Source organism: Veillonella parvula (assembly GCF_018366295.1).
GTDB lineage: Bacteria > Bacillota > Negativicutes > Veillonellales > Veillonellaceae > Veillonella > Veillonella parvula_P.
This window is the reverse complement of record NZ_JAGZIJ010000011.1, coordinates 15,070-28,312: the sequence shown is the minus strand read 5'-3', so window position 1 is coordinate 28,312 and position 13,243 is coordinate 15,070. Positions and strand designations below refer to the sequence as shown.

Below are 13,243 nucleotides of genomic sequence, written 5' to 3'. Positions count from 1 at the left end.
TCAACCAAGACTAACACGCGTATCGATGCCGGTGAAAGCAGTTCGATACTGTGGAAGATTTTACTTATCTTCCTCTATAGTAACATTTGGTTCGCTGCATGCGAAGTTTGTATTGCTGTTAGGCAATTGAGAAGGGTCTAACTCAATATCAAAATCGCTAACGGAAACAAATGTTTCACCAGATTTACCTAATGCGTCCGGAATGATAGAGAAGGTATTAGAAATACCATCGGAGCAATCACGCCATGGCATTTTAGCTACGGATGCCAATGAAGATACGGCACCGTGAGAATCACGACCGTGCATTGGGTTCGCGCCAGGAGCGAAAGCTTCGCCAGCTTTACGGCCGTCCGGAGTAGAACCTGTAGCAGTACCATATACTACGTTGGAAGTAATTGTTAACAAGCTCATAGTAGGAACGGATTGACGATATGTAGGATGTTTACGAATTTTGTTCATAAATGTGGAAACAACTTTTGCTGCCAAGCCATCTACACGGTCATCATCGTTACCATATTTAGGGAAGTCGCCTTCGATTTCGAAATCAATAGCGATGCCATTTTCATCACGAATAGGTTTTACTTTAGCATATTTAATAGCGGATAAGGAGTCTGCTACTACGGATAAACCAGCGATACCAGTTGCAAACCAACGAGTTACCTTGCGGTCATGCAAGGCCATTTCTAGTTTTTCATAAGCATATTTATCGTGCATGTAGTGAATGATGTTTAATGCATTTACATATACGCCTGCCAACCATTCCATCATGTCGTCGAATTTTTCCCATACTTCGTCGAATTCTAAGTATTCGGAAGTGATAGGGCGGTATTTAGGACCAATTTGTTTCTTCAACTTTTCGTCAACACCACCGTTGATAGCGTAAAGCAAGCATTTAGCCAAGTTGGAACGAGCACCGAAGAATTGCATTTCTTTACCAATACGCATTGGGGATACGCAACATGCGATTGCGTAGTCATCACCAGAGTTAGGACGCATCAATTCGTCATTCTCGTATTGAATGGAAGATGTTTCAATGGATAATTTCGCACAGAAACGGCGGAAGCCGATCGGCATGCGAGGGGACCATAATACAGTGAGGTTTGGTTCTGGAGCAGGACCAAGGTTAGTCAATGTATGTAGGTAACGGAAGGACATCTTGGACACCAATGTACGGCCGTCAGTACCCATACCACCGATGGATTCAGTGGTCCAAACAGGGTCACCTGTGAACAAATTGTTGTATTCGTGGATACGTGCGAAGCGAACCATGCGCAATTTCATAATGAAATGGTCTACGAATTCTTGAATTTGCTCTTCTGTGTATGTGCCGTTGCGAAGGTCTCGTTCAGCATAGATATCGAGGAATGTGGAGTTACGGCCAATGGACATAGCAGCACCGTTTTGCTCTTTAATGGCACCAAGATAGCCGAAGTAAATCCATTGCATAGCTTCACGAACATCCTTAGCTGGTTTGGAAATATCATAGCCATAGGACGCTGCCATCTCTTTCAATTCTTTCAAAGAACGGATTTGATCTTGTATTTCCTCACGGTCGCGAATAACATCTTCTAGCATGTCACCCATTGTAATGCTAAATTGTTCTTTTTTATCTTCAATGAGATAATCAACACCGTAAAGAGCGATACGACGATAGTCACCGATAATACGACCGCGGCTGTACGCATCTGGCAAACCAGTTACAATGTGAGCGGTACGTGCAGCTCGCATTTCTGGAGTATATACATCAAATACGCCATCATTGTGAGTTTTGCGATGTTTCTTGAAGAAGTCCTCTGTTTGCGGATCCATTTTGAAGCCGTATTCTTCGATAGCGGATTTTGCTGTGCGCAAGCCACCATATGGGAACATAGCGCGTTTTAAAGGTTTGTCAGTTTGCAAACCAACGATTGTTTCAAGTTCTTTGTCGATATATCCTGGCGCATGGGCAGTAATGTGTGTGGCCACAGAAGTATCAGCATCGAGCATGCCGCCTTTTTCACGTTCTTCTTCATAAAGCTTCATTACTTGTTCCCACAATTTTGTTGTTCGTTCTGTAGGACCAGCAAGGAAGGAATCGTCCCCTTCATAGGGAATATAGTTTCTTTGAATAAAGTTGCGTACATCAACGGCTTTATCCCACACACCTGTGTTAAAATCTTTCCATGCAGTATGTTGCATTTTGCACCTCCATAAAAGGATATAACTATAGATTTCTATGCCTATAGTGTACAATGTTTGTAACAATTCCACAATGAATAAATGATATAGATTTTCAATACATACTATGCGATTTTGTGAAGTATCTCATAAACTTCCATAAGCTAAATTGTTTGAAGATACCAGTGTATATAGGTTTGTATGAGTTTTTACTTTTTGTGATTTTATTTAATGTATATATAATAATATGAAATTGCATATCAATATTGTTAAGAAACCTTGGATACAGATTTTTCAATAATATTGGATAGCTTATATTTGTGCATAGTTCAAGCGGTGAAAAAAGGTATGATTTGATTTCTTGTAGTTTCAGTGGTATATTATGGTACAATTTAGATTGTGTTATTAAGATATAAAACATGTAGATAACATGATCTTGGTAGAATGAATCAAGATAAAAATAATTTGGATAGAATATACGTTAATCAAAGTGGATTATAAGATTGTATATGCGAATACTATTGAAAGGCGGATGTTAATGACAAATCGAAAGAAAGCACTTTTAGGTGCATCTGCTACAATTGCTGTATGGGCTACTGCATTTCCTTTCAGTAAAATAGCATTACAATCCGTAGATTCATTAACACTTTCTGTGGCAAGGGTTATGGGTGGGGCCTTACTTATGCTGGTAATCGGTGTTGTAAAAGGCTTACACATACCGACAACATGGCGTGAGTGGGGACTATATATTCTGTTAGGCGCCACAGGGAATTTTGTTTACCAAGTTGTTTTTAATGAAGGTTTGCGCACAATTCCGGCGGCCACATCCAGTATTATTATGGCCTTGACTCCGATGACGACGGCACTGATGGCCATGATTGTTTATAAAGATAAAATACGCCCCATAGGCTGGTTATTTACAATAACAGCTTTTATAGGTGTAGCCATAATTATTCTTTGGAATTCAACCCTTACAATTCCTATAGGTGCATTATGGACTTTGCTAGGGATGACATTCTTTGCAGTTTATAATATCCTTAATCGTGGTCTTAGTTTAAAAGGATATAAGCCTATCACTATCGCCATGTGGTCTATGTTTACAGGTGCCATTATGGCTTTGCCTTTTGCGGAACATGCCATTGAAATGATAGCTGTGGCACCGATTAGTACAAAATTTGCCATGGCCTATTTAGCATTTCTTTCTAGTGCGTTAGGCTTTGTTTTCTGGAGCTATGCCTTGGAACATGCGGAAAAGGTTTCAGATGTAACCAACTTTATGTATATCTCGCCCATAGTGGCAGCTATTGTAGCCGCATTTTTATTGGGAGAAATTCCTAATATGGGGCTCTATATTGGGGCACCTATCATTTTGGGGTCATTATTCTTGTTTAATCGATTTAGGTGATTAGATTATATATAAAAAAGACGTACACAGTATAGCAATTTTGGCTTTGTCTCGAATGAGACAGACTTGGCCTGTGAAAGCATATGTGTACGTCTTTTGTATTTGTCTTATACTGTCATTCCTGCAGCATAGTTTTCATATAGTTCTTTATAGTGACCACCGCGTTTGATGAGTTCGTGGTGTGTTCCTTGTTCTGTGATAGTGCCGGTAAAAATCCAAGTATCTTACAGTACCATGCCTACCGTTTTGTGTAAGCTTTCACGAGATACGTCGCGAATATCTACGCCATCGTTGATGATTGTGGCCGTTAAGGTTGGTATATATAAAGTGCCTGCTACATTGAGTAACGAAAGAAGTGACACAATGATAATAGAAAACCATAAAGGTTTTATATAACTAGAAATTAATTTCATTTCAATCCTTTCGACATATCTTTCGATAGATTAATAATTTTCGATGTTTATATTGTATTGTATAAAACCAAAAATATCTAGTAAAAACTATTACTAAAAGTTTAGTATTAATCAATAAGTATTATGACGAATATTATATTCTCACTAAAAAAAATCTGCTATACTGTATTAGCAATTTTGCAGTTTTATTTTTAGTAAGGAGTGTTCTTAATGAAGTTGAATTGGAAATTATTCGCACCGCTTGTGGTAGCTATTCTTGTATGGCTCATCGGTGCGCCTGAAGGTCTTAGTCCAAATTCTTGGATTTATGTAAGTATTTTTGCAGGCCTTGTGGTGGGGTTGATTTTAGAACCAATGCCACCAGCTTTCATCGGTATCATTGCTGTTACCGTATCTATGTTATTTAAGGTTGGTCCAGCACCTATTGTAGATAAAGCAACTGGTGTAGCAAAGGCAATTACTGATGCTCAAGCTATTAGCTGGGGGCTTAGTGGTTTCTCTAATGCCATCGTATGGTTGATTTTTGCAGCCTTTATGATTGGTATCGGTTATGAAAATTCTGGTCTTGGCCGACGTATTGCATTGTTCCTCGTAGCCAAGCTTGGAAAGTCCTCTTTAGGCCTTGGTTATGCTATCGCTATTACTGATCTTGTGTTGGCTCCATTTATTCCAAGTAACGCGGCCCGTTCTGGTGGTACGATTTATCCAATCGTATCCAGTATTTGTCCGATGTTCGATTCTTATCCAGATAAGAATCCTCGTAAAATTGGTTCCTATTTGAACTGGGTAGCATTGGCTACTACGTGTGTATCTAGTTCTATTTTCTTGACTGGTGCAGCGCCAAACCCATTGGCCCTAGAATTGTCTGCTAAATCTGGTATCGTAGCGGCGAACTGGGGCACATGGTTCCTAGCATTCTTGCCAGTGGGTATTATACTATTTATCATCACACCATTATTGACCTATGTATTCTGTAAACCGGAGGTAAAAGGGTCCCCTGAAATTGCAGCATGGGCAAGGGATGAATATAAGAAATTAGGCTCCATGACACGCAGTGAAATCTTCATGGCCTTAATTTCTGTATTGGCTCTTGTGTTGTGGATTGGTGCTTCTACATTCAAAGTAAACCCTACAACAACAGCTTTGATTGTTATTATTTTGATGATTTTCACTAAGATTATGACATGGCAAGACTTTCTTGCTAACAAACCAGCATGGAATGTTTTGACTTGGTTTGCTACACTCGTACCTATGGCTTCTGGCCTTAAAAATGTAGGCTTCTTAGACTGGCTTGCTAAATCTGCTGGTGGTTCTTTGGTTTCTTTAGATCCTACAATGGCAGTTCTTGGCTTGTTATTAGCATTCTGCTTACTTCGTTACTTCTTTGCTTCTGGCACTGCTTATGTAACAGCTATGGTAGGCTTGTTTGCTACTCTAATTCTTCAAATTCCTGGTGTTGATCCAGCTCAAGTTATGTTAATTCTTTTAGTACCAATGGGTATTATGGGTATCCTTACACCATATGGTACTGGTCACAGCCCAATTTGGTTTGCTAGTGGCTATAACAAAGGTCCTGAATTCTGGAAATTAGGTGCTATCTTTGGGATTATCTACCTTGCGATATTTATCGTGGTGGGGATTCCATGGATTCAGTTCGTAATGCCACTTTTAGGATAAAGTGCTCCGCCGCATTGTATCTCCTTGCGCTCCATTCGCTGCAAGTCGCTTAGTAGATACAATGCGGCTTCTTTTTATCCTAAAATGGCAATACTCACTTTGGGAAAAGCAAGTCGAGCTTACAGAACGCTACGAGGGGCTTCCTTTATATCCGAAAATGGCATAGCTCACTTCGGGAGGGCAAGTCGCTGGACAGACATATGGCGGCTTTTTCTATCTTAAAATGGCAATATTCGACAAATCTAAGAAAATAAATATAATATAATATTGATATGATAGTAAATATCTTTTTTTGAGTTTTCTGATGGAGGTAGTTTATTATTATGTCTGCTACAGAGCGTGTTGTACAGTCGGTTTTATATGAGCTGGGCTGTGTTTTGATTGGCTGTTTGGTGATGCAGTTTGTTCCGCATGAGGGGCAGCCTTTGGTCTTGATGATTATTTTTTCCTTGTTGGCGATGGTTTGGAATTTTGTGTTTAACTGGATATTTGATAAACTAGTACCAGGTGACCGATTAGCGCGAGGTCCTGTAATCCGCATAATTCATGCGGTGTTGTTTGAAGGTTTGTTTATGCTTGCAACGGTACCGATAATCATGTACATGATGCATATGAGCTTTTGGATGGCCTTTGCTACAGATATAACGATGACATTAGTCATATTAGGTTATACTTATATTTATAATTGGGTATATGATCGAGCACGTCTATATTTTGTAGAGGCTTAATTTTAAATGTGAGGTAGGTACCTCTTGTAAAATCTATATCGTATAGTAGGAGGTTCTTATGTCTACAAAATCTATTACGGGCACAGGTCTCTTGTTGGCCGTTGCCTTATTGGCGCAAAGCTTGCGCCTCATTTTCCCCTTTATTCCTAATCAGGTGAGCATGTTCCTCATCGGGTCTATTACGTCCGCAACCTTTGTACTCGCCACATGGCGCTATGGATGGAAGAATGGTCTTGTTATTGCTTGGATTGCACCAGTAGTGGCGCATTTACAAGGCATGTTGCCGTTGCCGCCGTTCATTTTGATTACGGCCCTAGGAACGACAGCGTATGTATTCGTAGCCCACTGGTTACAACATAAACCAAAAGCATTGCTTATCATTGTGGCGGCTTTGGTAAAAGCCGGCGTACTCTTTGGCGGGTACTCCTTGTTTTTCTCCTTGTTCCAATTTCCACCAAAGATTGTAAATACCATGCTTTTCGTATCTAGTTGGCCGCAATTGGTAACTTCGTCATTAGGTATTATTTTGGCATTACTTATTACAAAACGCACTAAAAATTAGGTCAACTTAACTTAGAGTTATGACAACCCATTCAAAATAGATATGTCTTTTTAGGGGCACTCAGGATGTATGAGTGCCCATTTTTGTTGACCTTAATCATTGTCTACTCTTATAATTAACATATTGTATACAAATATGAGGAGTTGATTGGAATGAAGTTTAATACAAAATGCGTTCATGGCAGTGGTAAACCGGATGATACCGGTGCGATTTCCCCTGCAATTTATATGTCTAGTACGTTCTCTCATCCAAAGTTGGGTGATACAACAGGTTACCAATATTCACGTGAGTCTAATCCAACACGTGACCGCTTAGAACAATTGATGGCAGGCCTTGAAGAAGGTACAGATGCATTGGCATTTTCCTCCGGTATGGCAGCTGTGGACGCAGTATTCCACCTATTCTCTCCTGGAGATCACATCATCTTAGGTGATGATTTATATGGTGGTTCTATCCGTATGTTCACAAATATTTACGAACAGAACGGCATTGAGTTTACTTATGTAGGCACCTCTGATCTTGATGCGGTGAAAGCAGCTTTTAAACCGAATACAAAGGCTGTATATATTGAAACTCCTACAAATCCTATGATGGAGATAACCGATATTCGTGCACTCTGTGCGTTGGCGCATGCACGTAATGCACTAGTAATCATCGACAATACTTTCCTAAGTCCATATTTCCAAAAGCCATTGACTTTGGGTGCCGATATTGTCGTTCATAGTGGTACCAAATTCATTGGTGGTCATCACGATGTAATTTCTGGCTTTACTATTGTAAAAGATGAAGAAATCGCGGCAAAATTGCGTTTAACATACAAAACAGTTGGTGCATGCCTATCCGCTATGGATAGCTGGCTCGTTATTCGCGGCGTAAAAACATTGGCACTTCGTATGGAGCAACACCAAAAGAATGCGATTGCTCTTGCGGAATGGCTAAAGACACAACCTAAGGTAACAAAAGTATTGTTCCCAGGACTTCCTGAACATCCAGGTTATGAAATCAATAGAGCCCAAACAACAGGCTTTGGCGGCATGTTATCCTTCGAAGTAGATAGTGAAGAAACGGCTAAACAAGTATTAGAAGGTATTGAGCTTATTCAATTCGCTGAAAGTCTTGGTGGTACAGAATCCTTGTTGACGTATCCTGTGACGCAAACACATCCAGATTTAAAACCTGAAGATGCGGAACGCAAAGGTATTACACGTCGTTTGTTGCGTTTATCTGTAGGCATTGAAGATACAGAAGACTTGATTGCGGACTTGGAACAGGCTTTTAACAAATAAAGGAGTTCCTATGGGACAATATAATTTTGATCAAATATTAGATAGAACTCATACAAAATCATTGAAATACGACTTTGCTGTAAAGCGCGGTAAACCTGCGGATGTGTTGCCATTCTGGGTAGCGGATATGGATTTTGAAATTCCCCCTGAGTTAAAACAAATCTTATTGAATCGTGTTAAGCATGGTGTTTTCGGCTATACAGAGTCTGACGATGAATACTTTGAAGTGTTGAAGAATTGGTTTGCTACGCGTTTTAACTGGACGCCAGAACAAAAATGGCTTGTTAAAACGCCTGGTATCGTATTTGCCTTAGCGATGGCGGTTCGTGCTTTTACCGAGGTTGGCGAAGGGGTGCTCATTAATCAACCTGTGTACTACCCCTTTAGTATGGTTATTGACGATAACGATCGTCGTCTTATCAATGTGCCGCTCATCAAAGGCGACGAAAAATACACTATCGACTTTGAAGGCATCGAGCGTGCAATTATTGAGGAGAATGTAACATTATTTCTCTTGTGTAATCCGCACAATCCAGTAGGACGCGTGTGGATTGAGGACGAGTTGAAACGCCTCGGCGACATTTGTATTAAACACAATGTGCTCATCGTGAGCGACGAAATCCATGCTGACTTTGTTTGGGAAGGGCATACGCACAAGGTCTTTGCCGACCTTGGTGAAAGCTATGCAGAACATTGTGTTGTATGTACAGCGCCTAGCAAGACTTTTAACATTGCAGGCTTACAAGTGAGTAATATCTTCATTCCAAATGATTCCTTACGCCGTCGTTTTATAAAAGAAATTGACCGTGCTGGCTATAGCCAGTTAAATACGATGGGAATTGTGGGCTGTGAAGGAGCCTACAAAGTCGGGGCTCCTTGGCTTGATGATTTAAAAGAATATATTCAAGACAATATTCAATTCACCATTGACTATGTAGCAAAATATATGCCAAAGATTCGTGTATATCGTCCTGAAGGGACATATCTTATGTGGCTGGATTGCTCTCAATTGCCGCTGAGCCCTAAAGAGCGAGATGAATGGATCATCAATGATGCCAAGCTATGGCTCGATACAGGTTCTATGTTTGGCGTCGATGGGGAGGATTTTGAACGCATTAATGTAGCTTGTCCTCGTAAAATCTTGGAAGAAGGGCTTGAAGCTTGGCGTCGTGCCTATGAGGCTAAAGACTTTTAATTAGATTAGGTTATCAAATTGTAGAATATGTAGAGGTGACACTATGCCTATTAAAGTAATAAAAAATTTACCGGCCATAACGAAATTAGCTCAAGAGAATATTTTCGTCATGGATACTGAACGGGCGGAGAATCAACAAATCCGACCTTTGCAAATTTTGCTTGTCAATTTGATGCCTACTAAAGAAGTGACGGAAACTCAGATTTTACGTGCTCTTAGTAATAGCCCATTGCAAGTTAATTTGACTCTTTTGCATACCGCATCTCGTAAGGCTAAAAATACAGATGAACAATATTTAGAAACCTTCTACCGCACCTTTGATGAAGTAAAAGACCAGTTCTTTGACGGCATGATTATTACCGGTGCTCCTGTAGAGTTAATGCCTTTTGAAGAGGTAGACTATTGGTCTGAACTCGTAGAAATCATGAACTGGGGCGAAGAGCATGTTTACTCTACGTTTTATATCTGTTGGGGTGCTCAAGCTGGCTTATATCATCACTTTGGCATTAATAAATCCATTATGGATGAGAAATTATTTGGTGTTTACGAACACGATATTTATAATGATCGACCAGTGCTCATGCGTGGATTTGATGAAAAGTTTTGGATGCCACACTCACGGCACACCACAGTTTCGTTGCAACAAATTAAGGAAAATCGTGACTTGGAACTCTTGGCTGGGTCTGAACCAACAGGAGCTGCTATCGTTCGTAGTTTAGACAATAAACATATCTTTGTATTTGGTCATGCCGAATACGATTGGGATACACTTAATCGTGAGTACGTGCGGGATATCAAAAAAGGTATGGATATTGCGGTTCCTGAAAACTACTTCCCAGATAATGATCCGAAACAACGTCCCATCGTGCGCTGGCGCTCTGTAAGTACACTATTATTTACAAACTGGTTGAACTACTATGTATACCAAGAAACACCGTACATCATTGAACAAATCCAAAAAATGAAATTTGAACGGGATAAAAATTTAGGCGCTTACATCTAAATGTAAGTACTTATTTCTAATCTATTGATAGTACTATGTACTCCTAATTACTTCTAACATCTCTTAAGGGAGCTAGTTCTTTGGAAGTAATTAGGGGATTTTATTTCTCATAAATGACTTAGTTCGCTTTAGCGGTTTTGGTAAAAGCTTTTATCCTCCTTTGTCCACCATAGTTTAAAGTTATGGAGAAAAGAATATAAAAAATAGTAGACATAACTTTTAAAGCATAGTAATATACTAGGCATAAAGAACGAACTTAAAATATAGTTAATATAAAGGAGTTATTATAATGAGTAAACAATACAGATTTGAAACATTACAATTACACGCTGGTCATACGGTGGATCCAACAGGTTCTCGTGCAGTACCGATTTATCAAACTACATCTTTCGTATTTAAAGATGCTGAGGAAGCCGCAGGTCGTTTTGCATTGACTAATCCTGGTGGTATTTACTCTCGCCTTGGTAATCCTACTACAGATGTATTGGATTCTCGTGTTGCACAACTTGAAGGCGGTGCTGCTGGTATTGCAGTAGCATCTGGTTCTGCAGCGGTTACGTACTCTATTTTAAATGTAGCAGATGCTGGTGATAATATTGTTGCTGCATCCACATTGTATGGTGGTACTTATAATTTGTTTACTGCTACATTGCCTCGCTTGGGGATTCAAACTAAATTCGTAAATCCGGATCATTTGGAAGAATTTGAAGCAGCTATCGATGAAAAGACTAAAGCCGTTTATATCGAGTCTATTGGTAACCCTGGTATTAATCTTATCGATGTACAAGCCATAGCTGATATTGCACATAAACACAATATCATCTTGATTGTAGACAATACATTTGCATCTCCATACTTATTCCGTCCATTAGAACATGGTGCTGACGTAGTTGTACACTCTGCTACTAAATACCTTGGTGGTCACGGTACAACATTGGCTGGCGTAGTTGTAGAATCTGGTAAATTCGACTATAAAGGTTCTGGTAAATACCCTGGCTTCTCCGAAGGTGACGAACACTACAATGGATTAGTATTTGGTGATTTGCCAATCCCATTCACTGTAAAAATTCGTGCTCAATTACTTCGTGATACTGGTGCATGCATTACTCCACTTGCAGCATGGCAAATCTTACAAGGTATTGAAACATTGTCCTTGCGCGTAGAACGTCACGTAGAAAATGCTCGTAAAGTAGTAGATTTCTTGAGCAAACATCCTAAGGTAGCATGGGTAAGCTATCCAGAATTAGAAGACAGCAAATACAAAGCATTAGCTGATAAATACTTCCCTAAAGGTGTTGGTGCAGTATTCACATTCGGTGTAAAAGGTGGTAAAGAAGCAGGTATTAAACTTGTTGACTCCTTGGAAATCTTCTCCAACCTTGCCAACGTAGCAGATGCTAAATCTCTTGTTATCCATCCTGCATCCACAACACATGCACAACTTAACGAAGAACAACAAAAATCTGCTGGCGTAACACCAGATATGATCCGTGTATCCATCGGCCTTGAAAATATCGATGATATCATCGAAGACTTGGCACAAGCTTTAGATAAAGCATAATTTTCGTACCTCTTGTTTGGAAAACTATAGATCAAACCTTTAAAACTTACAAATGACATCCTTAAGCTGAACTTTGCTTAAGAAATAGAACACATAACTATCAAACCTATAAAACTTATACAAAAGGCCTCCCGCAGGGAGGCTTTTTTGTTATTAGTGTGTTGTTGTCTTTATAAGAATGAAATGTTGTGTAGGTGTAATATAATCTTGATAGAATGGGCATAAAAAGACCTTGGATTTAATGATCCAAGGTCTTTAAGGGAGTATAGTGTGTGTAACGTTTGGTCTGTGGTGTGTGCACAGACCGTTTTCCTATTGTGTGAGATAGGATTTAGGGAGTCCGTGGTTAGTGTTACGGGCTCTCTGAGAGTGTGTTAGAGAGTGTATCCAAAGGATACAGTGTGTATAGTATGTGTGTTATATGTGTAGTGTGTCATCTAAGTGGGTTAGGATAGGGTTTCACTTGATGAAATGAAAATCTTAGTATTTTGTGTTTTTAACTTTAGCGCTAATAACTTTACCGGATGTAGCGTCTACTTTTACTTCAGCATTTTTACCGCCGCCAGTTGTCATATCGAATTCATATACAACTCTGCCGTTTTCACGTTCAACGGTCCAATCCATAGTTTGGAAATCAGAACCAACTTTTTCCATAGCTTTTGTTTCAGCTACTTCAGGAATGATGATGTTTTGAACGTTAATTGTTTTAGAAGCTTTGGAGTAACCTTTTACTTCTTTACCAACGATTTGACCAGATGCTTCGTCTACTTTAAGCTCTACTTCACGGTTGCCATAATAACCTTCTACTTCATAGTAAGGATTGTGTTTTGCATCATAGGAAATAGATTTTACAGTAGCGCCAGGGAATTGCTGTTGGAATACTGTAACAGCGCCCATATAGTCAACAGAATAGTTAGCTTGTGCGGATGGAGCAACGCTACCAACACCATTCCAGTTGCTATGGTTGTTGTAACCATGGTTGCTAGCTGCACCAACTACACCTGCTAATAATACTGTACTAACGCCAAATGCACATAGTACTTTGGATACTTTCTTAACATTTTTCATAAGCAATGCCTCCTGATACCAAATTATAATTTTCGTTTAGTTACGATTTTGTGAAAGTAGATTTTACTCAATCTACTTATATATAATTTAATCTTGTTATATGAAAATAAGGTGAAATTAGATGATTTTTGTATGAAGATGAGTATATCTTTTAGTTATTATGAACTATTGATAATAACTATTAGCTA

General features: G+C 39.4%; 10 protein-coding genes and 1 pseudogene. 8 read left to right on the top strand and 3 right to left on the bottom strand.

The window, feature by feature from the left end; genetic code table 11:
- Window positions 1-60: 60 nt before the first annotated feature.
- Window positions 61-2,178, bottom strand: a complete 2,118-nt coding sequence (pflB, locus tag KHY58_RS08935) for a formate C-acetyltransferase (protein ID WP_278473118.1) — start codon at window positions 2,176-2,178, stop codon at window positions 61-63.
- Between the two features lie 517 nt (window positions 2,179-2,695).
- Between pflB and KHY58_RS08930 the strand changes: the two genes are divergently transcribed.
- Window positions 2,696-3,562: a DMT family transporter gene (locus KHY58_RS08930; RefSeq protein WP_021147696.1), complete on the top strand. Its 867-nt coding sequence runs from the start codon at window positions 2,696-2,698 to the stop codon at window positions 3,560-3,562.
- 227 nt (window positions 3,563-3,789) lie between these two features.
- Here the strand turns inward: KHY58_RS08930 and KHY58_RS08925 are convergent.
- Window positions 3,790-3,975 (bottom strand): annotated as a pseudogene (locus KHY58_RS08925) (ABC transporter ATP-binding protein); the annotation flags it as partial.
- Between the two features lie 210 nt (window positions 3,976-4,185).
- Between KHY58_RS08925 and KHY58_RS08920 the strand changes: the two are divergent.
- The 7 genes from KHY58_RS08920 (at window position 4,186) to KHY58_RS08890 (ending at window position 11,987) form a co-directional block, all read left to right on the top strand.
- Entirely contained in the window at window positions 4,186-5,652 is a 1,467-nt protein-coding gene (locus KHY58_RS08920) for a DASS family sodium-coupled anion symporter (protein ID WP_021147698.1), read from the top strand.
- Between the two features lie 323 nt (window positions 5,653-5,975).
- On the top strand, window positions 5,976-6,380 hold the full coding sequence (locus KHY58_RS08915; protein WP_278473115.1) for a PACE efflux transporter: 405 nt from the start codon (window positions 5,976-5,978) through the stop codon (window positions 6,378-6,380).
- 58 nt (window positions 6,381-6,438) lie between these two features.
- Window positions 6,439-6,942 carry an ECF transporter S component gene (locus KHY58_RS08910; protein WP_021147700.1) on the top strand — a complete coding sequence of 168 codons (504 nt, stop codon included), beginning with the start codon at window positions 6,439-6,441 and terminating at the stop codon, window positions 6,940-6,942.
- A gap of 152 nt (window positions 6,943-7,094) precedes the next feature.
- Complete coding sequence (locus KHY58_RS08905; protein ID WP_021147701.1) at window positions 7,095-8,228, top strand: trans-sulfuration enzyme family protein; 1,134 nt, start codon at window positions 7,095-7,097, stop codon at window positions 8,226-8,228.
- A gap of 10 nt (window positions 8,229-8,238) precedes the next feature.
- Window positions 8,239-9,423 carry a MalY/PatB family protein gene (locus KHY58_RS08900; RefSeq protein WP_278473113.1) on the top strand — a complete coding sequence of 395 codons (1,185 nt, stop codon included), beginning with the start codon at window positions 8,239-8,241 and terminating at the stop codon, window positions 9,421-9,423.
- A 43-nt stretch (window positions 9,424-9,466) separates the two neighbouring features.
- Window positions 9,467-10,426: a homoserine O-acetyltransferase MetA gene (metA, locus tag KHY58_RS08895; RefSeq protein WP_004697897.1), complete on the top strand. Its 960-nt coding sequence runs from the start codon at window positions 9,467-9,469 to the stop codon at window positions 10,424-10,426.
- Between the two features lie 289 nt (window positions 10,427-10,715).
- Window positions 10,716-11,987: an O-acetylhomoserine aminocarboxypropyltransferase/cysteine synthase family protein gene (locus KHY58_RS08890; RefSeq protein ID WP_278473111.1), complete on the top strand. Its 1,272-nt coding sequence runs from the start codon at window positions 10,716-10,718 to the stop codon at window positions 11,985-11,987.
- A gap of 480 nt (window positions 11,988-12,467) precedes the next feature.
- Here KHY58_RS08890 and KHY58_RS08885 read toward each other — a convergent pair whose 3' ends face one another.
- Window positions 12,468-13,055, bottom strand: coding sequence for a PepSY domain-containing protein (locus tag KHY58_RS08885; RefSeq protein WP_008602968.1), 588 nt, complete (start codon window positions 13,053-13,055; stop codon window positions 12,468-12,470).
- Window positions 13,056-13,243 lie beyond the last annotated feature (188 nt).